This is a genomic window from Allobrachymonas chironomi DSM 19884 (assembly GCF_000374625.1).
Taxonomy (GTDB): domain Bacteria; phylum Pseudomonadota; class Gammaproteobacteria; order Burkholderiales; family Burkholderiaceae_C; genus Brachymonas; species Brachymonas chironomi.
In genome coordinates this window covers 106,270-132,580 of sequence record NZ_KB894770.1, presented here as the reverse complement: position 1 = coordinate 132,580, position 26,311 = coordinate 106,270, and the positions used below count along the sequence as shown (strand labels likewise).

Below are 26,311 nucleotides of genomic sequence, written 5' to 3'. Positions count from 1 at the left end.
CCACGTCATGGCGAGCCTTGCCGAAATGGAGCGCGAGCTGACCGTCGAGCGCACCCGCGCCGGGCTGGAAGTCGCCAAGCAGCTCGGCCGCAAAGGCGGCCGCAAGCCGAAGATGACCGACAGCAAGATCGAGTCGGCCAAGAAGCTGCTGGCCAGCGGGGTGCCGCCCAAGGACGTGGCCAAGAACCTCGGCGTGTCCATTCCGACGCTGTACCGCTGGGTGCCAGCCTCCACGCACGCTTAGCGTGCTTTATTTTCCGTTTTCTGAGACGACCCCAACTTCACCGTGTCCGGCGAGTTGGCCCCGCCCGTCATCACGAAGTTCATCGCTTCCTCGAAGGTCCAGTCGGTCGGTACCACGTCGTCCATCGGCACGATCTCGATATAGCCCGAAGTCGGGTTCGGTGAGGTGGGCACGTACACGGCAGCCAGCTCCTTGCCGGTGTCGGTATCGATCAGCACGCGCGTGACCAGGCCCACTGCCTTCATCTCGGAGGAGGGGAAGTTGATCAACACCACGCGCTGGCCCTTGACCGAAGGGTTGCTCAGCGTTTCGATAAAGCGCTTGGTGGCCTTGTAGATGATCTGCACGCCGGGCAGCTTGATCATCAGGTCTTCCATCCACTTGATCAGCTGGCGGCCGATCACCTGCGTTGCCAGCAGGCCGATGATGTACAGCGTCAGCAGAGTCAGCAGCACCGCCATCAGGTTCTGGAATTCGGTGGCCAGCAGCCATTGCGAGGCCGTTGTCGAGATCGGCTCGATCAGGCTGGCGGCCGCACTGACCAGCGGCTTGCCGGCGTTGGCCAGCAGGCCGAACATGAACTGGAATACCCACCAGGTCACGTAGAGCGGGGCAATGGCAAAAAAGCCGGTCAGGATATGGCGCAGCAGATGCGATTTCTTGGCGGGGGTGGGAGCGTTTTTAGAAGCGTCGTCCATGGTGCAGGCAGGTACAGAAAGCTGGCGGATGGCTGACAGCCACCCTCAGTTCCGGATTGTAGGGAATTCACCGGCGCAGGGAGGCCTGTCAGGCACTGTCGTCATCGGCAGCAGACGTAACAGGTGCAACAGATACCGGATCGCTCAGGGTGTGCAGCTGCAAGTGGCGCGCATCCAGTCGCGGGTAACCGGAAAAGACCAGCCGATACCCTTGCGCCGTTGTCTGCAGGCGCGCCGGCCAGCCCAGAGGCATGGTGACCTTGTCGCGGATGTGACCAAACGGAAAGCCGGTCAGCACCGGCAGCCCGGTGATCTGCCGCAGCACGCCGATCACGCTGTCGAAATCGTAGCTGGCGTCGTAGCCGTCTTCCTCGTTGCGGATCCGGAAGCTGCCCAGCACGATGGCCTGCTGTTGTTTCAGCACACCGGACAGGTGCAGCGTCTGCAGCATGCGCTCCAGCCGGTAGGGCTGTTCGCCCACATCCTCGATAAACAGGATGCCGCCAGGTACCTGCGGCATCCAGGGGCTGCCGGCCAGCGCTGCCAGCACGGACAGGTTGCCGCCCCAGAACACGCCCTCCAGCTGCAGCGCGCGCGAGGTCGGTACCGGCACCTCGATGGCATGGCGCGTGCTGGTGACGGTTTGCACAAACTGCTGCAGGGCGAAGGCGCTCGGCCACGGACTGCCGAATTCGCTGTAGAACATCGGGCCGGCCAAGCTGCCAGTGCGGCCCTGCGCCAGCAGCGCCAGTTGCAGCGCACAGACATCGCTATAGCCAAGGAACAGCGTGCCGGCTTCACGCATGCGGCTACCGAGCGCTGCCCAGTCGATCAGGGGCAGCAGCCGGATCGCGCCGTAGCCGCCACGTGCGCCCAGCAGCACTTGTGGTGTGGGCACGCGCCCCGCAGCCACCTCCTGCAGGTCGGCAGCGCGCTCGGCATCGGTGCCGGCAAAACGCAGATGACGCCGGCCCAGGGCTGCCGTGTTGTCCAGCACAAAACCGGCACGTTGCAGCCGCTGCAGCCCGATGCCGATACGCTGCGGGTCGGGCAGATAGCCGGAGGGTGCCAGCAACCGAAGCCGCGGGGCGTGCGGCGATGCGGGCACAGTGGATTGCGCGGCGCATGCCGGCAGCAGCAGCCCGCCGGCCACACTGCTGCAAGCCTGCAACAGGGTTCGGCGGGTGAGGGCAGGTCCGGGTGTGAACATATCGTCATTTTCCCTGTAATTCCTGACCGTGGCAGCAGCAATGACAAGAGATCTGCCACAATCGCATCGTTCTGACACTCCCTGGCACATCACATTCCATTGGCTTGAAAAAGCCTGTATTTGTTTTCTGTCCGTCATGCCTCCTTATCTGCTTCGTCCCCTGCAGCAATGGCCCATCGAAGCCGTTCTTGCGGTTCAGGCGAAGGCGTATGCGCCCTGTCTGATCGAGCACGCCCATGTGCTGCAGAAAAAACTGCACGCCGGTCTGCCTGAGCGCCCCCTCAGCTGGGGTGCCGTGATGGCCGATACCCCGGATGTCTTGTGTGGCTATGCGATTGCCATTCCCTGGTCCAGCAAGCAGGTGCCGATCTGGAACCAGTCCCATCTGGTCGCTCCGCACCAGGCCGATTGCCTCTACGTGCACGATATCGCCATTGCCCCGCACCACCACGGTCAGGGCCTGGCCAACCGCCTGCTGCAGCAGGTCCTGCAGCAGGGCGCTGCCTACGACTGGCCGCAGGCCGCACTTGTAGCGGTGCAGGGTGCCGACAACTACTGGCGGCGTTTTGGCTTTGCACCGGCTCCGGGACCGGATGTCGGCAGTTTCGGACCGGGGGCGGTCTGGATGATGCGCGCCTACCTGCCCGACCGCAAACCTTGAGCACCCGGAGGCTTGTGCTGTCCTGCCTCGGCTAGAATCTGTCACTTTATGCTTCAGGCCCGTGGCGCTGCCGTGTCCGGGACGAAGACACCGATGACATGTCAGGCGGGCCTGCTGCGCCAGCCTGCCTGAACGCAACAAGGATCCATCATGAGTACCACCAAGGCATCCCACGGCCAGTGGAGTTCCCGATTCGGCTTTATTCTGGCCGCCACCGGCTCGGCCGTTGGCCTGGGCAACATCTGGAAATTTCCCTACATGACCGGAGTCAGCGGCGGCTCGGCCTTTGTGCTGACCTACCTGCTGTGCATTGCACTGATCGGCGTGCCGATCCTGGTCATGGAATGGCTGATTGGCCGCCGCGCGCAGAAGAACCCGATCCAGGCCATGGAGCATGTGGCCTTGCAGGAAGGCCGCTCGCGCCACTGGAAGTGGCTGGGTCTGGTTGGCATTCTGGGAGCCTTCCTGATCCTGTCGTTTTACAGCGTGATTGGCGGCTGGGCACTGGACTACCTGTTCCGGACCGGCTCCGGCACCTTCCAGGGCATGAACGGGGAGCAGACCGGTGCCGTGTTCAACGGCTTTCTGGGTGACGCCGGCAGCCTGCTGCTGTGGCATACCGTGTTCATGGGGCTGACCATGGCGATCGTGGCCATGGGGGTGACCGGCGGCCTGGAACGCGCTTCCAGGATCATGATGCCGGGCCTGGTGCTGGTCCTGCTGATTCTGGTGGGCTATGGCGTCACCACCGGCGCTGCCGGCCGCGCTGCCGAGTTCCTGTTCACGCCCAACTGGAGCGCCATCAACGGCCAGGTGGTGCTGGCCGCACTGGGTCACGCCTTCTTCACGCTGTCGCTGGGCATGGGCATCATGACCGCCTACGGCGCCTACCTGGGCCAGAATGTCAATCTGCTGGGCACCGCCCGCACCGTGGTGCTGCTGGACACCACCATTGCACTGATGGCCGGCATGGCGATTTTCCCGCTGGTGTTCTCGCACCACCTGGAGCCCAGCGCCGGCCCCGGCCTGATTTTCGTGACGCTGCCGATCGCCTTTGGCAACATGACCGGCGGCACCGTGCTGGGAGCGCTGTTCTTCATCCTGCTGAGCTTTGCCGCATTGACCTCGTCGATGTCGCTGCTGGAGCCGGTGGTGGCACTGCTGGAAGAAAAAACCCCGCTGGGCCGCAAGTCGGCCACGCTGGTGGCCGGCAGCGTGATCTGGCTGCTGGGTGTGGCCTCGCTGTTGTCCTTCAACCACTGGAGCGATATCCAGATCATGGGCAACAACATCTTCGACTTCCTGGACAAGCTGACCAGCAAATTCATGCTGCCGCTGACCGGCCTGGGCATCATCATCTTTGCCGGCTGGTTCATGAACCAGGACAGCATCCGCCGCGAACTGGGCCTGGAGGGTCCGGGCTACACAGTCTGGCGTATCGTCAGCCGCTTTGTGGCGCCGCTGGCCGTGATTGCCGTGTTCATCAGCCTGCTGCTGGGGTAAGCGCAGATGCAGCAACGCCCGCGCCTGGCCACGGCCCCCTTGCTGGATGTCTCCGACCGGCATGCCCGCTACTTCTGGCGGCTGCTGAGCAAGCGTGCCTTGCTCTATACCGAGATGATCAACATGGGTGCCATCATGCGCGGTGCCGCCGAAAGCCACCTGCGCTACAACGCCGAGGAGCACCCGGTCGCGCTGCAGCTCGGTGGCAGTGATCCGGCCCTGCTGGCTGGCAGCGCCAGGGCCGGTGAGCAATGGGGCTATGACGAGATCAACCTGAATTGCGGTTGCCCGAGCGAACGGGTGCAATCGGGCGCCTTTGGTGCCTGCCTGATGCGTGAGCCAGTACTGGTGGCCGATTGCCTCAAGGCGATGCAGGATGCCGTCCACGCCATTCCGGTCACCGTCAAGCACCGCATCGGCCTGGACAAGGACGAAAGCTATGCCATGGTGCGCGATTTTGTCGGCACGCTGGCCGATGCCGGCTGCCAGGTGTTCATCGTGCATGCGCGCAATGCCTGGCTCAAGGGCCTGAGCCCGAAGGAAAACCGCGAGATTCCGCCACTGCGCTACGAGGTGGCCTACCAGCTGAAGCGCGATTTCCCGGACCTGCACATCAGCGTCAATGGCGGTATCGCCCATGCCGAACAGATCCGCGCGCATTGGGAGCACGTTGACGGCGTGATGATCGGGCGCGAGGCCTGGCACAACCCCTGGAGCCTGACGTCGTGGGATGCGCTGATGGAGGGCAGCGAGGACCTGCGCCCGCGCGTCGACCGCGATGCCGTGGAGCTGGCCATGGTCGAGTACATGGAACGCGAAGCGGCCCAGCACGATACCTGGTGGTACGCCGTGGCGCGCTGCATGCTGGGCCTGCGCCATGGCCAGCGCGGCGCACGCCGCTGGCGCCAGGTCTGGAGCGATCACCGTCTGAAGAGTGAGCCGGCACGTGAAGTCTATCGGTTGGCGCAACAGGCCCTGGCCGCCGATCAACTGCCCGTATCTGGCACATGAGCACACCCGCCGTCACGCGGCATGCCGTGCTGCAGGGACTGACGCACAGCCTGTCGATTGCACTGGGCTATTTCCCGGTGGCGTTTTCCTTTGGCCTGATGGCCATCCAGGCCGGTTTTTCGCCGCTGCTGGCGATCATGACCTCGGTGGTGGTGTATGCCGGTGCGGCACAGTTCGTGCTGGTGGCGCTGGCGGCTGCCGGTGCCGGGCCGTTCAGCATCATCGGCACGATTTTGCTGATGAATGTGCGCCACCTGTTTTATGGCCCCTCGATTCTGGACAAGCTGGGGCAGGGCGCGCCGCTGCTGCCGGCACCGCTGCTGGCCTTCTGGCTGACCGACGAGGTCTACGCCGCTTCGGTCAGCCGGCTGGACAGCATGGCGCCAGCCGATCGGCAGGGCTGGTATCTGGGCATGCAGCTGGGCGCGTATGCCTCCTGGGTTGGCGGCACCATTCTCGGGGCACTGCTGGGCCAGCAGCTGGGGCAACAGTCGGCCTGGCTGAACCAGACGCTGGATTTCGTGCTGCCCTCGCTGTTCATGGCCTTGTTGCTGGAAATGTTCCGCCATGCACGGCTGCAGGTGACATTGGGCGCCATGCTCAGCACTGCGCTGCTGCTGTGGCTGCTGCCTGCGCACTATGCCATGCTGGGCGGGCTGGCTGCCGGAGCCTTGCTGGGCGCGCTGTACACCGGGAGGGCACATGGCGCACGCTGATCTCTGGTGGGTGATCCTGGTCTGCGGTGCCGGCACCTTTCTGCTGCGCCTGCTGCCGATGCGCTGGTTGCAGCGCAGCCAGCAGGGCGGGCGGACATTGCCGCCACGCCTGATGGGAGCGCTGCAGGCGCTCGGGCCGGCGGCGATTGGCGCCTTGCTGGTGGCGGCACTGTGGCCGCAATGGTCCTGGGGCGAGCCGTTCTGGCAACTGGCCCGGCTGCTACTGGCGATCGCCGCAATTCTGCTGGCGCGCCGGCTGGCCGGCGGCATCGCCATGCCCACGCTGGTTGGCGTGCTGGCATTCGGCCTGCTCTCGTGGTACTGGCTGGCCGCCGTCTGAGCGAGTCGGAATTTGCGGTAAGCTGGCAGTTTTCCGCAACATACGACAACTATCACCATGATCAAGCACATCGTCATCTGGTCCCTGCACAACCCTGCCGACGCCCCGCGCATGAAAGAGCTGCTGGAAAGCTGCCGCCACTGTGTGCCCGGCATCATCACGCTGGAAGTGGGCCTGCGCACAGACGGTCTGGAGGCCAATGGCGATGTGGTGCTGTACTCCGTGTTCGAGGACAAGGCCACGCTTGATGCCTACCAGGATCATCCCGATCACATGGCGGTCAAGGCCCAGGTCAAGCCGATGTGCTCCAGCCGCACCGTGCTGGACTACGCTGCATGAGCGAAGCACAGCCGCCACGCGTCAATATCCCGCTGGTACCGTTTGCCGACCATCTGGGTCTGCAGATCCGCATGGCGGCGCAAGGGCGCTCGGAAGTGGGCTACACGCCGCTGCCGGAGCACCTGAATTCCTTCCACGTGGTGCACGGCGGTGTCTGCATGACGCTGCTGGATGTGGCCATGGCCACGGCAGCACGTTCGCTGGAAGACGGCATGGGCGTGGTCACCATCGAGCTCAAATCAAGCTTCATGCGGCCGGCCCAGGGCGAGCTGGTGGCCGAGGGCAAGGTGCTGCATCGCACGGCCACCATGGCCTTTGTCGAGGCCGCAGTGCGCGATGCCAAAGGCCAGCTGTGCACCCATGGTACCGGTACCTTCAAGTACGTGCGCAAGCTGGCGGTAGGCAGCCGCAAGGCACAGTCGCTGCAACTGCCCAAGGACATGCAGCCGGTGATTGCCACCGACTGAGCCTGCTTGTCAGCCGCTTACAGCGGATACTCGCGCTTGATCTCCACCGCATCTGCCGGGACACGTCGATCCATGGCCGCATTCGGCGGCAGGCCTTGCGCCTCCAGGCGATCTTCCAGTTCCCCCATGTAGGAAGCGATGGTGTTGCCACTGGTATCGACACGGCTGCAGACCTGGTCCTGCAGCGTGTTCAGGCGGCTGTCCATCCACTGCTGCAGCTGGCTTTGGCGGTCGCGTGATTCGGTCTCGATCTTGTCGATCAAGCCGCGCAGCTCGGTGTAGCGGCTGGCCTCGGCCTTGTCGGCCAGCTCGCGCTGCGTCTTCATTTCCTTGGTGTGGGCACGCGTCTCCAGCAGCGAGCTGGTCTGGATCATCACGGCATAGCCCAGAAACAGGATCACCGCCAGCAGCAACAGGCCCAGCATGACCAGTCCCAGCGGCCCTTCGACCGTGGTCACGCCCAGATTGAGCACCGTGTTGCGGGACAGTTCCATCCAGTTCAGGGTGACAAAGCCACCCACCAGGACAAAGAAAATGATCATGATCAGGGAACGGAAGCGCATGGAATCTCCTAGGGCGGCGAGATGCCGCAACAGCGCCAATATACCGCAGCACCGGCCCTGCACGCAGGACAGCATGGCATCCGAGGCGCCGGGCGTGACATAGGCACGATCTCCGGCTGGTCGGGCCAGCGCGCCGGAAACGCGGCTGCAAAGTGGCATACTCTAGCGTTTCCGATTTACCTAGACCCATGGGGAGCAGGCTCAAGTGACCGCCATCATCCAGCAAATAGCGAATGAAATCAAGGTGCTGCCAAAGCAAGTTCAGACAGCAGTCGAACTTCTGGATGGCGGTGCCACCGTCCCCTTCATTGCGCGTTACCGCAAGGAGGCTACTGGCGGCCTGGACGATATCCAGCTGCGCGAGCTGGAGGCCCGCCTGTCCTACCTGCGCGAACTGGCCAGCCGCCGCGAGGCCATCCTCAAGAGCATCGACGAGCAGGGCAAGCTCACGCCGGAACTGCGTGCCGCCATCGACGCCGCACCGACCAAGCAGGAGCTGGAAGACCTCTACCTGCCGTACAAGCCCAAGCGCCGCACCAAGGGCCAGATCGCGCGCGAATTCGGCATCGAACCGCTGGCTGACAAGCTGTTTGCCGACCCGGCTCTGGACCCGCAAACCGAAGCCCAGCCCTTTGTGCTGGCCGAAAAAGGCGAGGGCGGTGAAGACTTCACCACCATCCCGGCGGTACTGGATGGCGTGCGCGACATCCTGAGCGAACGCTGGGCGGAAGACGCCAGCCTGGTGCAACTGCTGCGCGGCTGGCTCTGGGAAGAGGGCCTGTTCCAGAGCAAGCTGATGGACGGCAAGAATGAAAACGATGCGGAAGTGGCCAAGTTCCGCGACTATTTCGACTACGACGAGCCGATTGGCCGCGTGCCCTCGCACCGTGCGCTGGCGGTATTCCGTGGCCGCAGCCAGGACATCCTGGACGCCAAACTGGTGCTGCCCGAGATGGATGCCCCGGCTGCCGATGCGCGTTCCCGCCTGCAGCAGCCCAGCCTGGCCGAAGGCCGTATCGCGCTGCACCTGGGCTGGAGCCACCAGGGCCGCCCGGCGGACGACCTGCTGCGCAAGTGCGTGGCCTGGACCTGGCGCGTCAAGCTGTCGCTGTCGCTGGAGCGTGACCTGTTTGCGCGCCTGCGTGAAGATGCCGAGCAGGTGGCCATCAAGGTGTTTGGCGACAATCTGCGTGACCTGTTGCTGGCCGCGCCGGCCGGCCAGAAAGCCGTGATGGGCCTGGACCCGGGCATCCGCACCGGTGTCAAGGTGGCGGTGGTGGATGCCACCGGCAAGCTGCTGGAGACTGCTACCGTGTTCCCGCACGAACCGCGCCGCGACTGGGACGGCAGCCTGCACACGCTGGCGCGCCTGTGTGCGCAGCATGGCGTGCAGTTGATCGCCATTGGCAACGGCACCGCCAGCCGCGAAACCGACAAACTGGCGGCCGACCTGATCAAGCTGCTGGAGAAAACCGCAGCCGCCAACCACATGCCCAGACTGCCCATCCAGAAGGTGGTGGTGAGCGAAGCCGGTGCCTCGGTCTACAGCGCCAGCGAATACGCCAGCCAGGAAATGCCCGATGTGGACGTGAGCCTGCGCGGTGCCGCCAGTATTGCGCGCCGCCTGCAGGATCCGCTGGCCGAGCTGGTCAAGATCGATCCCAAGAGCATTGGCGTGGGCCAGTACCAGCACGATGTCAACCAGAGCGAACTGGCCCGTACGCTGGATGCCGTAGTCGAGGACTGCGTGAACGGTGTCGGCGTTGACCTGAACACCGCCAGTGCGCCGCTGCTGAGCCGTGTTTCCGGCTTGAGCGGGACGGTAGCCAAGGCCATCGTCAAGTGGCGCGAGGCCAACGGTGCTTTTGCCGATCGCGCCCAGCTGCTCAAGGTGACCGGCCTGGGGCCCAAGACCTTCGAGCAGAGCGCCGGCTTTCTGCGCATTCGCGACGGCAGCAATCCGCTCGACATGACTGGCGTACACCCGGAAACCTATCCGCTAGTGGAACGCATCATCACTCAGGTGGGCAAGCCGGTGGACCAGTTGATGGGCCGTGCCGAGCTGCTCAAGACCCTGCGCCCCGAGCTGTTTGCCAACGAGCAGTTCGGCGTCATCACGGTCAGGGATATCCTGCAGGAGCTGGAAAAACCGGGACGTGACCCGCGCCCCGATTTTGCCGTGGCACGCTTCAACGAGGGCGTGGAAGATATGGCCGACCTGCGCGAAGGCATGGTGCTGGAAGGCACTGTCAGCAACGTCGCCGCCTTTGGTGCCTTTGTCGATCTGGGAGTGCACCAGGACGGCCTGGTGCACGTGAGCCAGCTCTCCAACCGTTTCGTGCAGGACGCGCACGAAGTCGTGAAAACCGGCCAGATCGTCAAGGTCAAGGTGCTGGAAGTGGACGTGGCGCGCAAGCGTATCAGCCTGACCATGAAGCTCGATGCGCCTGCTGGCAGCCAGCGCCCGCCGGGACAGGAGCGCCGTGGCGGTGGCGGCAATCAAGGCTCGCGCAGCCACGGTGCAGGTCAGGGCAGGGGACAGGCGCAGCCGACCGCCATGGCTTCGGCTTTTGAAAAACTCAAGGGGTTGAAGCGCTGACCAACACAACGATTTCGCTGATAATAGACTGATGTGCGCCCTTACCTGAACCGGCCAGCTGCCATGCTGGCGCACATGCAGGACAAGGGCAGCTGCCACACCGACACGAGGCATCCATGTCCCAGCACATCCTGTTCATCGTCAATGCTGCGCCCTACGGTAACGAAAACTGCCATTCCGCCCTGCGTCTGGCCCTGTCGCTGGCCGGCAAGGACAGCCAGCCCAGGGTGACCATGTTCCTGATGTCCGATGCCACCGTGGTGGCGCTGCCGAACCAGGCCCATGCCAGCGGCAGCACCCTGCAGGAAATGGTGGAAATGCTGGTCGAGATGGGCGGCACGGTTCGCGTCTGCCGCACCTGCATGCAGAATCGCGGCCTGATCAATCTGCCGCTGATCGCCGGCTGCGAAATCGGCAATCTGGGCGAACTGGCCGATTACACGCTCGAAGCCGACAAGGTACTGGTGTTCTGATCCGCCACGACCAGCGTTCCGCCGGCGTCAGGCCGGTTTCTTGCGGCGCAGCGTCCATTCAAAGTCGAAGCGGCTGACTTCGTCTCCGGCCTCATCGGTACCGATGCTGCTGACCCAGACCGTCACGCCCTCATCCTGCGCAAGCGCCTGCTGCAGCGCCTGCTCAAATTCCGCGCCCTGATCGCAACGGAAGCGGATGCGGCCACGTGCCTTCTTGCCAAAGCTGGAACGGTTGTTGGCCACCAGCATCGATACCGGCTGGCCGCTGGCATGGATTTTCTTCATCAGCAACACGCCGGTAGACATTTCTGCGGCCATCGCCTGCACGGCAAAATACATGGACTGGAACGGATTCTGGTTGATCCAGCGGTGCTTCACCGTGGTGGTGCAGCTCCAGTCACCCAGCGATTCCACGCGGACGCCACACCAGAAGGCAGAGGGCAGCTTGAAGAAGGTGTAGAGCAGGATGTTGCGCGGGGTAAATTGCATCGGTCAGCCGTTGAAAAAATAAAAAGCACGATCGTTCGATCGCGTGAGTATAGGCCTTGTCGCAGGCACGGCTGCTGCGTGTAAACCCTTGGCGAGCATCTCGCATAGAATCGCAGACATGTGAAACATGCCCGAGCGGGAATATTCTCCATGCTGCAACCTGTCGATACCCCCCAGGATCTGGGACTGGCGGTCTACCGCACACGCAAGCAACAGGGTCTGACCCAGGCCGAACTGGCACTGGCAGCCGGTGTCGGCCTGCGTTTTGTCGTCGAGCTGGAAGCCGGCAAGCGCACCGTGCGCCTGGAAAAAGTGCTGCAGGTATTGCAGGCGCTGGGCGCACAACTGCAGCTGGCTGGCGTTCCACTGGCTGCCGACCTGCAGGAGCAGCCATGAACGCCGCCCCCGATCGCGCCCATACCCGGCTGCAGGTGCGCCTGCTGGGCCAGGTCGTCGGCACCCTGGGCAGCAGCGGTACCGCAGCCGGCAACCGTGGCCGTTCACACCTGGCCATGCCGTCCCAGGGCTGGCTGCAGTTCCGCTACCACCGCGACTGGCTGGCCAGGCCCGATGCCGTGCCGCTGTCACTGCACCTGCCCTTGCAGGCCGAAGCCTTTGGCCACTGGCCCAGCCTGGCGTTTTTTGGCAGCCTGCTGCCAGCCGGCGACATGCGCGAGGCCCTGGCCCAGCGGCTGCAGACCGGCCTGGATGACGATATCGCACTGCTCGATGCCCTCGGCACCGATCTGCTGGGAGCCGTCACGCTGCACGCGCTGCCGCCCAATCGCCGTCGCTGGAAGGCCGGCACACTGACGCTGGAGCAGCTGCAGGCCGAGGCACAGCAGCTGTCCTTTTTTGATGATCCCGACATCAGGCAGGATCTGCCGGCCTTGCCGGCAGGTCAGGTCGAGCGCAGTGCCTGCATCAGCCTGCTGCTGGCACGGCCCCAGACTGCGCGCGGCGGTTGGCCGGGCGAGCACACGCTGGTACCGCTCTGGCAACAGCAGGACGGCCAGGACGTACAGCCCTGCAGCAGCCATCTGCTCTGGCTGGCAGCGCCTGGCCACGATGCCGAACTGTTCCAGCGTCTCTGGCTGCAGCAGCGGTTGCAGGCAATGGGGGTTCCCGTCATGCCGATGCAGGCGATGCCACCCGGCGAAATGACGGCGCTGCTGCAACTGCGCCCGGACCGCTATTACGATGATGAACAACGCTGCCAGCGCTGGCCGGCCGAGACCCTGGGCCAGGCACTGGGTCTGGCTCCCGGCGCGATCCAGTCACGCCAGGCGGCGGGCTGGCCGGCGGCGTTTGCCCTGCTGCGCGCGCAGGTTAGGCCGCACGCCAGCCTGATGCTGCAATTGCTGGACGCCATCATCACCGGCGTGCTTTTCGGCATGGCCGATATGGCACCGCACCAGCTGCTGCTGCGCCGGCCCCGCAGCGCGGAGGAGGGCGTGACACTGGCACCGCTGCACGACCTGCGCTGCCAGCCCGGGGCGCAGCGCATGGCCCTGTCGATCGGCCGGCATCAGTTGGCGACGCCGCCGGGATCGCTCGCCTGGGAGCGCTTTGCGCTGGATTGTCAGCTGTCACCCAACCAGGTACGCAAGCGCGTGCGTCAGCTGGCGCAGGCACTGGAACAGCAACTGCAACGGCAGCAGGATGAGCAGGACGACCTGTTGCTGCAGCGGCAGGAACTGCAGGCTGTGGCAGCCTTTCTGTTGGTACGTGCGCGGGCCTTGCAACAGGTGTAAATGGCGGGCTGAGCGCTGCCACAGGCAGCGCTCAGCAGGGGCATGGCCTCAGATATCCTCGAGCAGCGGGTAGGGCAAGGGCAGCAGCAGCAGTTCCGGGCCGGTTTCCGATCCGGCATGCAGCGTGGCCAGACCCTGGCTGGCGGCCTCGGCTGCAGACAGCTGCAGCGAGGCAATCAGTTCGAATCCGTCTTGCGGCAACGAGGCCACCTGGGCGATCAGGCCGCATTCGCCGGCACGGATCTCTTCGTCCGCACTGGCCGTCGGCACCAGGAAGATGTCCTGCCCGGCTTCGGGCAGCGCAGCTCCAGCAGTCAGCACCCCGGCAGCGATACAGCCGCGACGCTTGATGGCGCCACGGAACTGGCTGCGTGCCACCACCTCCTGGCCCGGGTAGCAGCCTTTCTTGAAACTCACGCCGCCCACACTTTCGTAATTCAGCATCTGCGGCACAAAGGCTTCCCAGGTAGCCAGCGAGATTGTGGCCACGCCGCTGCGTACTTCAGACAGTTCCCAGTCCTGCACCCCAACGCTGGCACCGGCCGGTGCCGGCAAACCGGCGGGCTGGATGCACAGCGCACGCGGCACATGCGATTCCAGATCGACGGCCGGATAGAGCCAGACCAGCTGGCGCTGTTCCTGTTGCTGGTGCGCCCACAGGGGCAGGGTGGCACCTTGCACGGCCTGGCGCGCGGCTTCGCCCAGCAGGCCGTAAATGGCGTAGTCGGCACTGACATCGGTCAGCGTCAGCTGGCTGCGCAGCTTGAACATGGTCAGGCGCTTGAGGATGTTGGCCAGCAGGTCCTGGCGGCACAGCAGCAGGTAGCTGTCCTCGGCAGCCGTGTGCAACGTGCGTACGACAACGAAGCTGGCCTGCATGCGGCCCTTGGCCGAGCAGAATGCCGCCAGACGCGCCTCGCCGGGCTGCAGCAAGGCGAGATCGTTGGTCAACTGGCTGTGCAGGAAACGGGTGGCCTCGGCACCGCGTGCCTCGATCAGGCCCCAGCGGCTGTCGGCACCGGAGAGCAGCGCCACGCCATCGGGCAGGCCATAGGACAGCAGGGGGGAACGGGGGATGACAGGGGAGCTTTGCATGGCTGAATTATGATGTGGTTCTGTGGCGGGCTGCTACCATGCCCGCTCTGTTGAGCTGTCTTCAAGGATACCGTGTGCGCAAAATCATAGTTTTCATCCTGCTATTGCTGGGTCTGGCCGCAGGCGGCGTGGCCTGGTGGGCCTCGCAACCACTGCGCCTGTCACAGGAGATGGTTGATCTGGAAGTCACGCCGGGCGAAGGATCGATCCAGATTGCCCGCGAAGCCGTAGCTGCCGGCGTGCAGACGTCTCCCGAATTGCTGTCATGGTGGCTGCGTCTGGCGGGGCAGGCACGCGGTGCCCAGTTCAAGGCCGGCACCTACGAAATCAAGACCGGTGACTCCCCGCGCGTGCTGTTGCGCAAGCTCAGCAATGGCGAATTTGCGCTGCGCCAGGTACGCATCGGCGAGGGCTGGAACCTGCGCCAGGCACGCGCTGCGCTGGCACAGGGCGATCACCTGCGTTCCGATTCGGCCCAACTGGACGAGCAGGCCCTGCTCAAGGCGCTGGAACGCAAGGAAAGCTCGCTCGAAGGCCTGCTCTTCCCCGATACCTACAAGTACGCCAAAAACGCCTCCGACATGACGGTGCTGCGTCTGGCCATGCGCACCATGGACCGCAAGCTGGAAGCAGCCTGGGCCAGCCGCGATGCCGATCTGCCCTACAAGAACCCCTACGAGATGCTGATCATGGCCAGCATCATCGAAAAGGAAACCGGCCGCCCGCAGGATCGGGCCATGGTGGCTTCGGTGTTCGTCAATCGGCTGCGCATCGGCATGCGCCTGCAAACCGATCCGACCGTGATCTACGGCATTGGCGAGAGCTTTGACGGCAATCTGCGCAAGATCCACCTGCAGACCGATACCCCCTACAACACCTATACCCGGGCCGGCCTGCCCCCCACGCCGATCAGCATGCCGGGCGAGGCTTCGCTGGCGGCTGCGGCGCATCCGGCCAGCAGCAAGGCGCTGTATTTCGTGGCGCGTGGCGATGGCAGTTCCGAATTCAGCGATTCGCTGGACGCGCATAACCGCGCCGTCAACAAATATATCCGGGGGCGCTGATGGAGCTGCAACTTCCCGGCCTGTTCCTGAGTTTTGAAGGTATCGATGGAGCCGGCAAGACCACACATATCGCCACGCTCGAAGCGGCTTTCCGCGACCAGGGCAGGGCGGTGCTGCGCACGCGTGAGCCCGGCGGCACGCCACTGGCCGAATCGCTGCGTGAGCTGGTGCTGCACCAGGACATGGATGCGCTGACCGAAGCCCTGCTGGTTTTTGCCGCAAGACGCGACCATGTGCAGCAGGTGATCCTGCCGGCGCTGGAGCGCGGCGAGGTGGTGCTGTGCGACCGTTTTGCCGATGCCACCTTTGCCTACCAGGGTGCCGGTCGCGGCTTTGACTGGTTCACGCTGCAAACGCTGGAGCACATGGTGCTGCACCAGCAGGACAGCCAGCTCCAGCCGGCACTGACACTCTGGTTCGACCTGCCTACCGAAGTCGCGGCGCAACGCCTGGCCGATGCACGCCAGCCCGACAAGTTCGAAGCCGAACAGCAGGACTTTTTCGAGCGCGTCGCGTCCGGCTATGCGCGCCGCGCCAGCGAAGCACCCGAGCGCTTTGTGCGTATCGATGCCGCCCTGACACCCGCCGAAGTCTGGCAGCAGGTCGAGCAGGTGGTGCGTGCGAAAGGTTGGCTGGCATGAGTACCCGCAAACCGGCCTTTGTCGCCCCGCCACAGGATGGCCCCCTGCCGCCCTGGCTGCAGCAGCAGATGCTGGACTTGCTACAGCAGCGTGGCCATGCCTGGCTGCTGCAGGGGCCATCCGGCCTGGGCCAGTACGCCATGGCGCTGGGTCTGGTGCGCTCCTGGTTGTGTGAACAACCACAGCCGGATGGCAGCGCCTGTGGCCACTGCGAGAGTTGTCATGGCGTGGAAGTGCGTACCCATCCGGACCTGTTCGTGCTGATGCCCGAAACCCAGCTCCAGGAGCTGAACTGGCCGTTGGGCGAAAAGGCGCAGAAGGATCTCGACGACAAAAAGCGCAAGCCGAGCAAGGAAATCCGTATCGAGAGCATGCGTGATGCCGTGGAATTTTCGCAGCGTACCAGCAGCCGCAATCGGGGCAAGGCGGTGCTGATCTACCCGGCCGAACGCATGAACCATGTCACGGCCAACGCCTTGCTCAAGACGCTGGAAGAGCCGCCCGGCGATGTGCGCTTCGTGCTCGCAACCGAAGCCGTACACCAGCTGCTGCCCACTATCCGCAGCCGCTGCATGAGCCACACCATGGCCTGGCCGCAGCAGGACCAGGCCGCCGCCTGGCTGGTGCAACAGGGTCTGCCAGCGCATGATGCCGCCATGCTGCTGCAAGCTGCTGGCGGCCGTCCGCATGATGCGCTGGCGCTGGCCAGCCAGGGTGTATTGGCGGTCAACTGGAAGCAGCTGCCGCAGGCCGCCTGGAATGGTCAGGTGACGGCTTTTGCCGGCTTTACCCCATTGCAGGCGATCGACGCGCTACAGAAAATCTGCCACGATGCCCTGCTGGTGCGCAGTGGTAGCACGCCACGTTTTTTTGTCCCGGAAGACTTTCCCGCGGCGGAACGCCTGGCCGGCTGGAACCAGCTGACGCGCTGGAGCCGCCAGCTGGCACGTGACCGCCGTTCTGCCGAACACCCCTACAAGGCCGACCTGTTCCTGGAAGACCTGCTGTCGCAGGCCCGACTGGCGCTACAGCCACGCAGCCAGCCAGCGGGCAGGGCGGCAGCCCCTGCAGTCCGTCCTGCTGCCACTTACCGTTGATCCATGTTTGTCGATTCCCACTGCCACCTCAATTTCCCCGATCTGCGCGATCACATTCCCGCCATCCGCCAGGCCATGGCCGAAGCACGGGTCGAACGCGCCCTGGTCATCAGCACCACGCTGGAAGAATTTCCCGATGTACATGCACTGGCACTGCAGCATGACAACTTCTGGGCCACCGTCGGCGTCCATCCGGACAGCGACGAGGTGCAGGAGCCCACGCTGGACGATCTGCTGCAGCGCGGCCGCCTGCCGCGCGTGGTCGGCATCGGTGAAACCGGGCTCGATTACTACCGCCTGAATGGCCGCACGCTGGCCGAGATGGAGTGGCAGCGCGAACGCTTTCGCATCCATATCCGTGCCGCACGCGAGCTGGCGCTGCCGCTGGTGATCCACACGCGCAGCGCTTCCGACCACACGCTGGGCATCCTGCGGGAAGAGGGCGAAGATGGCTCTTCCGGTGCCGCCGGGGGCGTATTCCACTGCTTTACGGAAACCATGGAAGTGGCGCGCGCTGCACTCGACATGGGTTTTTACATCTCGTTCTCGGGCATCGTCACCTTCCGTAACGCCGAGGATTTGCGTGATGTGGCACGCTATGTGCCACTGGACCGCATGCTGATCGAAACCGACAGCCCGTATCTGGCACCGGTGCCGTATCGTGGCAAGACCAACTCGCCAGCCTATGTGCCACATGTGGCCAGGCTGCTGGCCGAGGTGCGCAAGATGGCCGTGGAATCGGTGGCAGAGATCACCACACGCAACTTTGACGCCTTGTTTCCGCTCGCCAATCAAGATGCCAAAGCACATCAGGATATCATCACAACCATATGATTTTCATGAGTCAATGACTTGTAATCAGATGCATCACAAGTTCATGCAAAATCTCTCGAGAGGAGTCAGGTAAAACATGAAGAAGATTCTCCAGGCCTTTGCCATTACAGCCATTTCTTTCGCCAGCATCGCCTCCGCAGCAACCATTGAAGACCTGATGGTGGCGGTCAAGCGCGACAGCGATATCCGCGCCCGTGAAGTGCTGCAGGAGGGCGTCAATCCCAACCTGCGCGGCGAAAACGGCAAGACACCGCTGATCCACGCCATCCAGGAAAAATCCGCCAAGGTGCTGCCGGTGCTGCTGGCAGCCCGCAACATCGACATCAACGCGACCAACGCCAACAACGAAACGCCGCTGATGATGGCCATCTACACTGACCAGAACGATCTGGCGCGCCGCCTCATCAACCGTGGTGCGGAAACCGATCGCTATGGCTGGACGCCGCTGCATTACGCCGCATCGCGCTCCAACCTGGACATGATCAAGCTGCTGCTGGCGCGTGGTGCCGACATCAACGCCGATTCGCCCAACAACAGCACGCCGCTGATGATGGCAGCCTGGCTCGGCAACACCGATACCATCCGCTACCTGATCCAGCGCGGTGCCTTGGTCTGGGAGCGCAATGACCTGAACATGACGGCGCTGGAATTTGCCAAATACGGTGGTGTACAGGCCAATATCGACCTGATCCAGCAGGAGCAGCGCAAGCGTCGCGATCCGGGCAAGGTCCAACCGCTGAAACCGCTGACTCCGGAACAGGCGGCAGCGCTGCGCGGGGATCCGGTGCCGGCTGCTGATGGTGCAGCAGATGCAACCGGAACCGCAGCCACCGTGGCGCCAGTAGCTGCACCGGGGCTGTGGCAGAACCTGCCGCGCTGACAACTGCAGTTCGCAGCAAGCACGATGACAATGGCCGGGAATCCCGGCCATTTCCGTATCTGCAGCACTCTCCAGGCAATTAATACAATGTATATTATGTAAAATTAAGTCAAGAAGAAGCTGCAAGCACATCCCTGTCTTACATTTCCGGTATGCGAACATCCGTTCGAACACGTAGAATTGCAGCTTCCGTTTTTGTAAGCTCCGGGTAACAACGGCAAGGTCTCGCACAACCTGACTCTGCCGTCGCCGGTGCAGGGAGTGACCCATGACCATTCTTCTCAAGCTGTCACAGCTGATCGATGCGCTGAACCGCTTTGTTGGCAAGGCCGTGATCTGGCTGATTCTGGCATCTACCGTGATCAGCGCCCTCAACGCCGTGGTGCGCAAGATCTTCCACACCAGCTCCAACGCCTACCTGGAAGTCCAGTGGTACCTGTTTGCCTGGGCCTTCCTGCTGGCTGCCGGCTACACGTTATTGCGCCAGGAGCACGTGAAGATCGACGTACTCTACGGCACGCTGAAACGCCGTACCCAGGTCTGGATCGAGATCTTCGGCTTCCTCTTCTTTCTCACGCCGTTCTGCCTGATCATCCTGTATTACGCGATCCCCATGGTCCAGTACATGTATGTCTCCGGTGAATCCTCGCAGAACACCGGTGGCCTGATCCGCTGGCCGGCCTGGTTGCCGATTCCGATCGGCGTGACGCTGCTGATGCTGCAGGGCTGGTCCGAGCTGATCAAGCGTTTTGCCTTCCTCCAGGGCCGCATTCCGGACCCCGCTGACAAGCAGGACGAAACCCCGGGCGACGGGCAGGAACTGCTTGATGCCCTGCGTACCAATCAGAATGACGTGCCGGCTCCCGGCCACCAGAAAGCCTGATCCCGGAGCCTGACACCATGGATTTCATTCTCTCCAACTTCGCGCCGATCATGTTCGGCGGCCTGATCGCCTTCCTGCTGCTGGGTTTTCCGGTGGCATTCAGCCTCGGTGCCTGCGGCCTGTTCTTCGGTTTTCTCGGCATCGAGCTCGGCATTCTGCCGCAAGCCCTGATGCAGGCGTTGCCGCTGCGCATTTTCGGCATCATCACCAACGACACCATGCTGGCGATTCCGTTCTTTACCCTGATGGGTCTGGTTCTGGAGCGCAGTGGCATGGCCGAGGACCTGCTGGACACCATTGGCCAGGTATTCGGCCCCATGCGCGGCGGTCTGGCGCTGGCCGTGGTGCTGGTGGGCGCCCTGCTCGCCGCCACCACCGGCGTGGTGGCCGCCTCTGTCATTTCCATGGGCCTGATCTCGTTGCCCATCATGCTGCGTTACGGCTATGACCGGCGCGTTGCCTCCGGCGTGATTGCCGCCTCCGGCACGCTGGCGCAGATTATCCCGCCATCGCTGGTACTGATCATCATGGCCGACCAGCTGGGCCGCAGCGTGGCCGACATGTACAAGGGCGCCTTTGTTCCCGGCTTCATGCTGATGGGCTTCTACATCCTGTTCGTGCTGCTGCTGGCCGTGTTCCGTCCCAAGATGGTCCCTGCCCTGCCCCCGGAGGCACGTACCTACCGCCAGGCGAATGGCAGCAGCGGCTACCCGTCCCTGGTGGTGCTGAGTGTCATCTCCGCCCTGGTTGCCATCTTCCTGGCACGCCACATCATCGACGTCTATGCCTGGTTCGGCCATGAGGTCACGGCTGTCGCCACCGACGAAAAAGTCGTGGTGGCCCTGTGTGCCGGTACTTTCCTGGCCTTTGTCATTGCCAGCCTGAACCGCCTGTTCAAGCTGAGCCTGCTGTCGCGTCTGGCCGAGCGTGTCACCTTCGTGCTGATTCCACCGCTGCTGCTGATCTTCCTGGTACTGGGCACGATCTTCCTGGGTGTAGCCACGCCAACCGAAGGCGGTGCCATGGGTGCCGTGGGTGCGCTGATCATGGGCTGGGTCAAGCGTCGCCTGCCGTTTGCACAACTGCGCCAGGCGCTGGAATCCACCACCAAGCTGTCCGCCTTCGTGATGTTCATCCTGATCGGTGCCACCATGTTCAGCCTGGTGTTCCAGGGCGTGGATGGCTCGTTGTGGGTGGAAGGCCTGCTGGCCAACCTGCCTGGCGGTCCGATCGGCTTCCTGATCTTCGTGAACGTGCTGATCTTCTTCCTGGCGTTCTTCCTGGATTACTTCGAGCTGTCCTTCATCATCGTGCCGCTGCTGGCTCCGGTGGCAGAAAAGCTCGGTATCGACCTGATCTGGTTTGGCGTGCTGCTGGCGGTCAACATGCAGACTTCCTTCCTGCACCCGCCGTTCGGCTTCGCGCTGTTCTTCCTGCGCTCGGTGGCACCGGCCAAGGCCTATGTCGACCGCGTGACGAAGAAAACCATCGAGCCCATCACCACCATGCAGATCTACAAGGGCGCGATTCCCTTCCTGATCATCCAGATCTGCATGGTCGGTCTGCTGATTGCCTTCCCGCAGCTGGTGACTGGCAGCCTGGACAAGCAGGTCGAGGTCGACATGGACAAGGTCACCGAACAGATGTTCCAGAGCCTGCAGAACGAGAGTCTGGAAGGCGATCTGCAGCAACCGGCAGCACCGGGCATGCCCTCGGTTGGCAGTACGCTGAACCACGATCTGGGCAATCCGTTCGCGGACGAGACTCCTGCAGCACCGGCCTCGGCTGGCGCTGCGGTGCAGCCTGCTCCGGCGGCACCTGCAGCCGCTGGCGGCCTGGCTCCGGCACCGATCGGCAGCGACGGCCTGGCCGACGATCCGATGAAGGATCTGCAGCGCATGCTGGAGCAGGAGAAAAAGGGCCAGTAAGTCTCCTGTCCCGCCTGCCACCGCGTGTGGCAGGCATCCAGCAAAAAACCCGGACGCTTGCGCGATCCGGGTTTTTTGTGGCTTGTGCGCGGCCAGCAACAGCTGGCCGAAGCTGCGTGAATTACAGATTGGTCACGGTAGCCATGTAGCTGTCATAGCGGAACTGCGAGAAGCGGTTCCACAGCAGCTGGTCACGCTGGAAGGCGCGCATGTCCTGGTGGATCTTCTTGAACTCCGGAGAACGCGCCTCGTGCTCGGCAAACACTTCCATGGAAGCCTTGAAGCCGGCGTCCAGAATCTCCTTGGAGAACGGCTTCAACTGCGTACCGGCAGCCACCAGCTTCTTCAGGGCGATCGGGTTGAAGGCATCGTACTTGTTGGTCATTTCACGGGCCGCCACGCGGGTTGCAGCGTCCACGATGGCCTTGTTGGTAGCGGACAGCGCTTCGTAGGCCTTCTTGTTGATGTAGAACTCCAGCTCGGCACCGCCTTCCCACCAGCCCGGGTAGTAATAGTACGGAGCCACCTTGTTGAAGCCCAGCTTTTCGTCATCGTGCGGACCAACGAATTCGGTCGCGTCCAGCGTGCCCTTTTCCAGCGACTGGTAGACGTCGCCGGCCGGCATGTTCTGCGGCACCACGCCCAGCTTCTGCATGGCTTCGCCGAACAGGCCGCCACCCATGCGCATCTTCAGGCCGTTCAGGTCGGCAACGGTGTTGATCTCGCGGCGATACCAGCCACCCATCTGGGTGGTGGTGTTGCCGGCGCTGGCGCTCTTGATGTTGTAACGGGCGTAGAACTCGTCCATCAGTTTGCGGCCATTGCCGACTTCCATCCAGGCGTCCATCTGGCGTGCGGTCAGGCCGAAAGGCACGGCGCAGCCAAAGGCAAAGATCGGATCCTTGCCGGTGTAGTAGTAGGAAGCGGACTGGGCCATTTCCACGGTGTCGTTCTGGATCGCATCGACCACGCCGAAAGCGGGCATCAGCTCGCCAGCAGCGTGCACGGTCACTTCGAATTTGCCGCCAGACAGTTCCTTCACGGTATGGGCAAAGCGCTCGGCGCTACCGAAAATGGTGTCCAGCGACTTGGGGAAGCTGGAAGCCAGGCGCCAACGCACGGAATCCGAGGTGTGTACCGCCGGAGCACCGCCCGGAGCCGGCGCTGCGCCCGAGGCAGCAGGTGCAGCGGCATCTTCTTTCTTGCCGCAGGCAGCCAGTGCACCAGCTGCAACGGTAGCACCGGCAATGCCGATGCTCTTGACGATGGAACGACGATCCATGTATATCTCCAGGAAGTAGTTGTAAAAAAGGATTGGCTTAACCGGAAAATTATAGATTCCCGGAAACAGGCAGACAGACCGGTTTTACCCGGCCTGCAGCGATTTGTAAATATGTCAGGCGATGTATTTGAGCCCGGCCCGGCTTCAGGCAGCAAAACGCTTGCGGATAGACGCCGCAATGCCATCGGCATCCAGACCCTGCATCTGGTACAGCCTGGCCGGGTCACCATGCTCGATAAAGCTGTCGGGCAGACCCAGTTGCAGCACCTGACGCTCGATCTGGTGCGCTTCCAGCACCTCCAGCACGGCACTGCCGGCCCCACCCATGATGCAGCCATCCTCGATGGTGACCAGCTGCGCATGGCTGCCGGCAACCTGCAGCAGCAGTGCCTCGTCCAGCGGCTTGGCCCAGCGCATGTTGACCACGGTGGCATCAAGCTGCTCGGCGGCCTGCAGGGCCGGGTACAGCAGCGAGCCGAACACCAGCATGGCAACACCGCCCTGCCCCTGACGCCGGATCTCGCCCTTGCCGAACGGCAGGCCTTCGAGTGATGCGGCCGGCGTGACACCAGCACCGGTGCCACGCGGATAACGCACGGTGACCGGGTGATCCTGTTCGTAGGCGGTGCTCAGCAGCTGGCGGCATTCGGCTTCGTCTGCCGGGCAGGCCACACTCATGTTGGGAATGCAGCGTGTGAAAGCGATGTCGTAATTGCCGGCATGGGTGGCACCGTCGGCACCGACCAGACCGGCGCGGTCCAGAGCAAACACCACCGGCAGGTTTTGCAGCGCCACATCGTGGATCAGCTGGTCATAGGCGCGCTGCAGGAAGGTGGAGTAAATGGCCACGACCGGCTTCAAGCCCTCGCAGGCCATGCCGGCGGCAAAGGTCACGGCATGCTGCTCGGCAATGCCGACATCGTAGTAGCGCTCCGGGAAACGCTTGTGGAACTCGACCATGCCGGAGCCCTCGCGCATCGCCGGCGTGATGCCGACCAGGCGCGGGTCCTGCTCGGCCATGTCGCACAGCCAGGTACCGAAGATCTGGGTAAAGGTGGGCTTGGGCGGCGTGGCCGGCTTTTGCAGGCCGACAGCCGGATCGAACTTGCCCGGGCCGTGGTAGGCGATCGGATCGGCCTCGGCCAGGCTGTAGCCTTGCCCCTTGCGCGTGACCACGTGCAGGAACTGCGGGCCTTCCAGCTGGCGCAGGTTTTCCAGCGTCGGAATCAGCGAATCCAGGTCATGGCCGTCAATCGGACCAACGTAGTTGAAGCCGAACTTCTCGAACAGCGTGCCCGGCACCACGATGCCCTTGGCCCCTTGCTCGATACGGCGTGCCAGGTTCAACAGCGGCGGCGCATTCTTGAGCACGCTCTTGCCGACCTGCTTGGCTGCCGCGTAAAACTGGCCGCTCATCAGCTGTGCCAGATAGCGATTCAGCGCACCCACCGGCGGGCTGATGCTCATGTCGTTGTCGTTCAGGATCACCAGCAGGCGGATATTGTCTTCCACGCCGGCATTGTTCAGCGCCTCGAAGGCCATGCCGGCCGTCATGGCACCGTCGCCAATCACGGCGATGCTGTGGCGCTGCTCGCCCTTCTGGCGCGCGGCAGCAGCCATGCCCAGCGCGGCAGAAATGCTGGTGGAGGAATGGGCCGTGCCAAAAGTGTCGTATTCGCTTTCATCGCGGCGCGGGAAGCCGCTCAGGCCGTCGAGCTGGCGCAGCGTCGGCATGCGGTCGCGGCGGCCGGTCAGGATCTTGTGCGGATAGGTCTGGTGGCCCACGTCCCAGACGATGCGGTCTTCGGGCGTGTTGAACACGTAATGCAGGGCCACCGTCAGCTCGACCGTGCCCAGGTTGGAACTCAGGTGACCACCGGTACGGGAAACGCTGTCCAGCAGAAACTCCCGCAACTCTTTGGCCAGGGGCTTGAGCTGCTCGCGCGGCAACTTGCGCAGGTCATGGGGAGATTGAATGCTGGCTAGCAGATCGGACATCGCGGATGAATCCTGAAAGCATGATGGAAGGCAGACAGATCAGACTGTCAGGTCACGAGAGGACAGGCTGACGCCCGACTTCTGTCGCGACCAAAAGTTCATTGTAGCTTCTGACGACCGTGCATCAGTAAGCACGATCGATCACCCAGTCGGCAATCGCGTGCAATTTGTCCGTATTGGCAAGGCCGCTGGCCTGCAGTGCCGCCTGCGCCTGCTGCTGCAGCTGTTGTGCATATTGGCGTGATGCCTCCAGGCCCATCAGCGAGACATAGGTCGGCTTGTCGTTGGCGGCATCCTTGCCGGCAGTCTTGCCCAGGGTCTGGGAATCGGCCGTCACATCGAGGATGTCGTCTACCACCTGGAACGCCAGGCCGATGGCCGCGGCATACTGCTGCAGCTGGGCCACGGCATCGGCACTGCCCTGGCCGGTGGCCACGCCCAGCATCACGCTGGCCTGTAGCAACGCACCGGTCTTGAGCGCATGCATGTGCTGCAACTCGTCCTGCGACAACTGCAGGCCGACGCTGGCCAGATCAATCGCCTGTCCGCCGGCCATGCCCTGCCCGCCCGATGCCCGTGCCAGGATACGGCACAGGTCGGCCTGCATGGCTGCCGGGACCAGGGCGGTATCCGGCGGCGTCAGCAACTCGAAGGCCTGGGTCTGCAGCGCATCGCCGGCCAGCAGCGCAGCCGCTTCACCAAATTGCACGTGCACGGTCGGCTTGCCACGGCGCAGCACGTCATTGTCCATGCAGGGCATGTCATCGTGCACCAGCGAATAGGCATGGATCAGCTCGATGGCGCAGGCAGCACGCAGGGCGGCTTCGGGCTGGCCCTGCACGGCTTCGCTGGCGGCCAGCACCAGCAAGGGGCGCAGGCGCTTGCCCCCGTCCAGGACGGCATAGCGCATGGCCTCGCGCAGGCCTGCCGGAGCAGCCTCGCCGACCCAGCCCTGCAGCGCCTGTTCCACTTGCTGGAGACGGGCGGAGGTCCAGGCGTCAAAGTCGCGGTGCTCTGTCATCACGCATCCTCCCAGGGACGCAACTGGCCATTGCCGGCATCGAGCACGCGAATCTGGTCTTCCACCGCCTGCAGCTTGCCACGGCAGAACGCCAGCAGCGCCGCGCCACGCTGGTAGCTGGTCAGCAACTGTTCCAGCGGGGTCTGACCGGTTTCCAGCGCCTGCACCAGGGCTTCGAGTTCTGCCAGGGCAGCCTCGTAGGTTTCGGGGAGTTGATCGGGAGAATCGGTGTGCGTGCTCATGCGTTTCCTGCCAATGTGATGAGGACCATTGTACCGGTGCCCTACGGAGGCAAGAATTGCCAGCCAAATCCGACAGAAATATGCAAGCCATATGACAATCTGGATTTTTATCTACATGAAATGCCCGAATTGACGCGAATTGCTACATAAAAACCACGAAAATCACCCGCAAATCGGGGGCTGCGGGTAGAATCGCTGTTCGCCGGTGGAGGCATGGTGGCATGTGCTTCCTTCGCATGTACCTCTCATGCTTCACCTTTTCCGCGCTACGCGCACCCT

Annotated in this window: 28 protein-coding genes; 19 read left to right on the top strand and 9 right to left on the bottom strand. The window is 63.5% G+C overall.

Features of this window, described 5'->3' with window-relative positions:
* On the top strand, positions 1-244 hold a 244-nt coding region (locus C513_RS0108225; RefSeq protein WP_018715572.1), incomplete at its 5' end, for a recombinase family protein.
* On the opposite strand, the gene C513_RS13020 is transcribed toward C513_RS0108225, so the two are convergent.
* On the bottom strand, positions 241-942 hold the full coding sequence (locus C513_RS13020; RefSeq protein ID WP_018715571.1) for a DUF502 domain-containing protein: 702 nt from the start codon (positions 940-942) through the stop codon (positions 241-243). The two genes, C513_RS0108225 and C513_RS13020, sit on opposite strands and share 4 nt — an antisense overlap.
* A gap of 88 nt (positions 943-1,030) precedes the next feature.
* The gene (locus tag C513_RS0108215; protein ID WP_026320689.1) at positions 1,031-2,152 is read right to left on the bottom strand and encodes an LD-carboxypeptidase; all 1,122 of its coding nucleotides are present in this window, start codon (positions 2,150-2,152) and stop codon (positions 1,031-1,033) included.
* 136 nt (positions 2,153-2,288) lie between these two features.
* On the opposite strand from C513_RS0108215, the gene C513_RS13690 reads away from it, so the two are divergent.
* The 7 genes from C513_RS13690 (at position 2,289) to C513_RS0108180 (ending at position 7,189) form a co-directional block, all read left to right on the top strand.
* Positions 2,289-2,813, top strand: coding sequence for a GNAT family N-acetyltransferase (locus C513_RS13690; protein ID WP_018715569.1), 525 nt, complete (start codon positions 2,289-2,291; stop codon positions 2,811-2,813).
* A 150-nt stretch (positions 2,814-2,963) separates the two neighbouring features.
* Positions 2,964-4,316 carry a sodium-dependent transporter gene (locus C513_RS0108205; protein ID WP_018715568.1) on the top strand — a complete coding sequence of 451 codons (1,353 nt, stop codon included), beginning with the start codon at positions 2,964-2,966 and terminating at the stop codon, positions 4,314-4,316.
* A gap of 6 nt (positions 4,317-4,322) precedes the next feature.
* Positions 4,323-5,327 (top strand): tRNA dihydrouridine(20/20a) synthase DusA, encoded by a 1,005-nt coding sequence (dusA, locus tag C513_RS0108200; RefSeq protein ID WP_018715567.1) that lies wholly within the window; start codon positions 4,323-4,325, stop codon positions 5,325-5,327.
* Positions 5,324-6,043, top strand: coding sequence for an AzlC family ABC transporter permease (locus C513_RS0108195; protein ID WP_018715566.1), 720 nt, complete (start codon positions 5,324-5,326; stop codon positions 6,041-6,043). Before dusA ends, C513_RS0108195 begins: the two co-directional genes overlap by 4 nt.
* The gene (locus C513_RS0108190) at positions 6,030-6,383 is read left to right on the top strand and encodes an AzlD domain-containing protein (RefSeq protein ID WP_018715565.1); all 354 of its coding nucleotides are present in this window, start codon (positions 6,030-6,032) and stop codon (positions 6,381-6,383) included. Before C513_RS0108195 ends, C513_RS0108190 begins: the two co-directional genes overlap by 14 nt.
* A gap of 57 nt (positions 6,384-6,440) precedes the next feature.
* Positions 6,441-6,722 (top strand): Dabb family protein, encoded by a 282-nt coding sequence (locus C513_RS0108185; RefSeq protein WP_018715564.1) that lies wholly within the window; start codon positions 6,441-6,443, stop codon positions 6,720-6,722.
* Positions 6,719-7,189, top strand: coding sequence for a PaaI family thioesterase (locus C513_RS0108180; RefSeq protein ID WP_018715563.1), 471 nt, complete (start codon positions 6,719-6,721; stop codon positions 7,187-7,189). Before C513_RS0108185 ends, C513_RS0108180 begins: the two co-directional genes overlap by 4 nt.
* 17 nt (positions 7,190-7,206) lie before the next feature.
* Here the strand turns inward: C513_RS0108180 and C513_RS13010 are convergent, their stop codons facing one another.
* Positions 7,207-7,752, bottom strand: a complete 546-nt coding sequence (locus C513_RS13010; RefSeq protein ID WP_018715562.1) for a hypothetical protein — start codon at positions 7,750-7,752, stop codon at positions 7,207-7,209.
* 205 nt (positions 7,753-7,957) lie between these two features.
* Here C513_RS13010 and C513_RS0108170 point away from each other — a divergent pair, with 205 nt between their 5' ends.
* Entirely contained in the window at positions 7,958-10,351 is a 2,394-nt protein-coding gene (locus C513_RS0108170; protein WP_018715561.1) for a Tex family protein, read from the top strand.
* Between the two features lie 116 nt (positions 10,352-10,467).
* The gene (locus tag C513_RS0108165) at positions 10,468-10,824 is read left to right on the top strand and encodes a DsrE/DsrF/TusD sulfur relay family protein (protein ID WP_018715560.1); all 357 of its coding nucleotides are present in this window, start codon (positions 10,468-10,470) and stop codon (positions 10,822-10,824) included.
* Between the two features lie 27 nt (positions 10,825-10,851).
* Here C513_RS0108165 and C513_RS0108160 read toward each other — a convergent pair whose 3' ends face one another.
* Positions 10,852-11,313, bottom strand: coding sequence for a DUF4442 domain-containing protein (locus C513_RS0108160; RefSeq protein ID WP_018715559.1), 462 nt, complete (start codon positions 11,311-11,313; stop codon positions 10,852-10,854).
* Between the two features lie 150 nt (positions 11,314-11,463).
* On the opposite strand from C513_RS0108160, the gene C513_RS0108155 reads away from it, so the two are divergent.
* Together C513_RS0108155 and C513_RS0108150 are read left to right on the top strand one after the other, a co-directional pair.
* Positions 11,464-11,709, top strand: coding sequence for a helix-turn-helix transcriptional regulator (locus tag C513_RS0108155; protein ID WP_018715558.1), 246 nt, complete (start codon positions 11,464-11,466; stop codon positions 11,707-11,709).
* On the top strand, positions 11,706-13,067 hold the full coding sequence (locus C513_RS0108150; RefSeq protein ID WP_018715557.1) for a HipA N-terminal domain-containing protein: 1,362 nt from the start codon (positions 11,706-11,708) through the stop codon (positions 13,065-13,067). Before C513_RS0108155 ends, C513_RS0108150 begins: the two co-directional genes overlap by 4 nt.
* 48 nt (positions 13,068-13,115) lie before the next feature.
* On the opposite strand, the gene ygfZ is transcribed toward C513_RS0108150, so the two are convergent.
* Complete coding sequence (gene ygfZ, locus C513_RS0108145; protein WP_018715556.1) at positions 13,116-14,162, bottom strand: CAF17-like 4Fe-4S cluster assembly/insertion protein YgfZ; 1,047 nt, start codon at positions 14,160-14,162, stop codon at positions 13,116-13,118.
* Positions 14,163-14,236: 74 nt separating this feature from the next.
* On the opposite strand from ygfZ, the gene mltG reads away from it, so the two are divergent.
* The 7 genes from mltG to C513_RS0108110 all read left to right on the top strand — a co-directional run bounded on the left by mltG (position 14,237) and on the right by C513_RS0108110 (position 21,489).
* Entirely contained in the window at positions 14,237-15,226 is a 990-nt protein-coding gene (gene mltG, locus C513_RS0108140; RefSeq protein WP_018715555.1) for an endolytic transglycosylase MltG, read from the top strand.
* Entirely contained in the window at positions 15,226-15,867 is a 642-nt protein-coding gene (gene tmk, locus C513_RS0108135; RefSeq protein WP_018715554.1) for a dTMP kinase, read from the top strand. The genes mltG and tmk overlap by 1 nt, the downstream gene beginning before the upstream one ends.
* A complete protein-coding gene (holB, locus tag C513_RS0108130) occupies positions 15,864-16,964 on the top strand; it encodes a DNA polymerase III subunit delta' (protein ID WP_018715553.1) in 1,101 nt (366 codons plus the stop codon). The genes tmk and holB overlap by 4 nt, the downstream gene beginning before the upstream one ends.
* A gap of 3 nt (positions 16,965-16,967) precedes the next feature.
* Positions 16,968-17,798, top strand: a complete 831-nt coding sequence (locus tag C513_RS0108125; RefSeq protein WP_018715552.1) for a TatD family hydrolase — start codon at positions 16,968-16,970, stop codon at positions 17,796-17,798.
* Between the two features lie 76 nt (positions 17,799-17,874).
* Positions 17,875-18,678: an ankyrin repeat domain-containing protein gene (locus tag C513_RS13005; protein ID WP_018715551.1), complete on the top strand. Its 804-nt coding sequence runs from the start codon at positions 17,875-17,877 to the stop codon at positions 18,676-18,678.
* Positions 18,679-18,946: 268 nt separating this feature from the next.
* Complete coding sequence (locus tag C513_RS0108115) at positions 18,947-19,561, top strand: TRAP transporter small permease subunit (protein ID WP_018715550.1); 615 nt, start codon at positions 18,947-18,949, stop codon at positions 19,559-19,561.
* A 17-nt stretch (positions 19,562-19,578) separates the two neighbouring features.
* Positions 19,579-21,489, top strand: coding sequence for a TRAP transporter large permease (locus C513_RS0108110; RefSeq protein WP_018715549.1), 1,911 nt, complete (start codon positions 19,579-19,581; stop codon positions 21,487-21,489).
* Positions 21,490-21,610: 121 nt separating this feature from the next.
* Here the strand turns inward: C513_RS0108110 and C513_RS0108105 are convergent, their stop codons facing one another.
* The 4 genes from C513_RS0108105 to xseB all read right to left on the bottom strand — a co-directional run bounded on the left by C513_RS0108105 (position 21,611) and on the right by xseB (position 26,032).
* On the bottom strand, positions 21,611-22,771 hold the full coding sequence (locus C513_RS0108105; RefSeq protein WP_018715548.1) for a TRAP transporter substrate-binding protein: 1,161 nt from the start codon (positions 22,769-22,771) through the stop codon (positions 21,611-21,613).
* A gap of 144 nt (positions 22,772-22,915) precedes the next feature.
* Positions 22,916-24,769 carry a 1-deoxy-D-xylulose-5-phosphate synthase gene (gene dxs, locus C513_RS0108100; RefSeq protein WP_018715547.1) on the bottom strand — a complete coding sequence of 618 codons (1,854 nt, stop codon included), beginning with the start codon at positions 24,767-24,769 and terminating at the stop codon, positions 22,916-22,918.
* Positions 24,770-24,893: 124 nt separating this feature from the next.
* Complete coding sequence (locus C513_RS0108095; protein WP_018715546.1) at positions 24,894-25,790, bottom strand: polyprenyl synthetase family protein; 897 nt, start codon at positions 25,788-25,790, stop codon at positions 24,894-24,896.
* A complete protein-coding gene (gene xseB, locus C513_RS0108090; RefSeq protein ID WP_018715545.1) occupies positions 25,790-26,032 on the bottom strand; it encodes an exodeoxyribonuclease VII small subunit in 243 nt (80 codons plus the stop codon). The genes C513_RS0108095 and xseB overlap by 1 nt, the downstream gene beginning before the upstream one ends.
* Between the last annotated feature and the right edge of the window lie 279 nt (positions 26,033-26,311).

Excerpts from the sequence above, each read along its gene's own strand:
- C513_RS13020 (WP_018715571.1), bottom strand. The coding sequence starts at position 942 with ATGGACGACGCTTCTAAAAACGCTCCCACCCCCGCCAAGAAATCGCAT.
- C513_RS0108215 (WP_026320689.1), bottom strand. The coding sequence starts at position 2,152 with ATGTTCACACCCGGACCTGCCCTCACCCGCCGAACCCTGTTGCAGGCT.
- C513_RS13690 (WP_018715569.1), top strand. The coding sequence starts at position 2,289 with ATGCCTCCTTATCTGCTTCGTCCCCTGCAGCAATGGCCCATCGAAGCC.
- C513_RS0108205 (WP_018715568.1), top strand. The coding sequence starts at position 2,964 with ATGAGTACCACCAAGGCATCCCACGGCCAGTGGAGTTCCCGATTCGGC.
- dusA (WP_018715567.1), top strand. The coding sequence starts at position 4,323 with ATGCAGCAACGCCCGCGCCTGGCCACGGCCCCCTTGCTGGATGTCTCC.
- C513_RS0108195 (WP_018715566.1), top strand. The coding sequence starts at position 5,324 with ATGAGCACACCCGCCGTCACGCGGCATGCCGTGCTGCAGGGACTGACG.
- C513_RS0108190 (WP_018715565.1), top strand. The coding sequence starts at position 6,030 with ATGGCGCACGCTGATCTCTGGTGGGTGATCCTGGTCTGCGGTGCCGGC.
- C513_RS0108185 (WP_018715564.1), top strand. The coding sequence starts at position 6,441 with ATGATCAAGCACATCGTCATCTGGTCCCTGCACAACCCTGCCGACGCC.
- C513_RS0108180 (WP_018715563.1), top strand. The coding sequence starts at position 6,719 with ATGAGCGAAGCACAGCCGCCACGCGTCAATATCCCGCTGGTACCGTTT.
- C513_RS13010 (WP_018715562.1), bottom strand. The coding sequence starts at position 7,752 with ATGCGCTTCCGTTCCCTGATCATGATCATTTTCTTTGTCCTGGTGGGT.
- C513_RS0108165 (WP_018715560.1), top strand. The coding sequence starts at position 10,468 with ATGTCCCAGCACATCCTGTTCATCGTCAATGCTGCGCCCTACGGTAAC.
- C513_RS0108160 (WP_018715559.1), bottom strand. The coding sequence starts at position 11,313 with ATGCAATTTACCCCGCGCAACATCCTGCTCTACACCTTCTTCAAGCTG.
- C513_RS0108155 (WP_018715558.1), top strand. The coding sequence starts at position 11,464 with ATGCTGCAACCTGTCGATACCCCCCAGGATCTGGGACTGGCGGTCTAC.
- C513_RS0108150 (WP_018715557.1), top strand. The coding sequence starts at position 11,706 with ATGAACGCCGCCCCCGATCGCGCCCATACCCGGCTGCAGGTGCGCCTG.
- ygfZ (WP_018715556.1), bottom strand. The coding sequence starts at position 14,162 with ATGCAAAGCTCCCCTGTCATCCCCCGTTCCCCCCTGCTGTCCTATGGC.
- tmk (WP_018715554.1), top strand. The coding sequence starts at position 15,226 with ATGGAGCTGCAACTTCCCGGCCTGTTCCTGAGTTTTGAAGGTATCGAT.
- holB (WP_018715553.1), top strand. The coding sequence starts at position 15,864 with ATGAGTACCCGCAAACCGGCCTTTGTCGCCCCGCCACAGGATGGCCCC.
- C513_RS0108125 (WP_018715552.1), top strand. The coding sequence starts at position 16,968 with ATGTTTGTCGATTCCCACTGCCACCTCAATTTCCCCGATCTGCGCGAT.
- C513_RS13005 (WP_018715551.1), top strand. The coding sequence starts at position 17,875 with ATGAAGAAGATTCTCCAGGCCTTTGCCATTACAGCCATTTCTTTCGCC.
- C513_RS0108115 (WP_018715550.1), top strand. The coding sequence starts at position 18,947 with ATGACCATTCTTCTCAAGCTGTCACAGCTGATCGATGCGCTGAACCGC.
- C513_RS0108110 (WP_018715549.1), top strand. The coding sequence starts at position 19,579 with ATGGATTTCATTCTCTCCAACTTCGCGCCGATCATGTTCGGCGGCCTG.
- C513_RS0108105 (WP_018715548.1), bottom strand. The coding sequence starts at position 22,771 with ATGGATCGTCGTTCCATCGTCAAGAGCATCGGCATTGCCGGTGCTACC.
- dxs (WP_018715547.1), bottom strand. The coding sequence starts at position 24,769 with ATGTCCGATCTGCTAGCCAGCATTCAATCTCCCCATGACCTGCGCAAG.
- C513_RS0108095 (WP_018715546.1), bottom strand. The coding sequence starts at position 25,790 with ATGACAGAGCACCGCGACTTTGACGCCTGGACCTCCGCCCGTCTCCAG.
- xseB (WP_018715545.1), bottom strand. The coding sequence starts at position 26,032 with ATGAGCACGCACACCGATTCTCCCGATCAACTCCCCGAAACCTACGAG.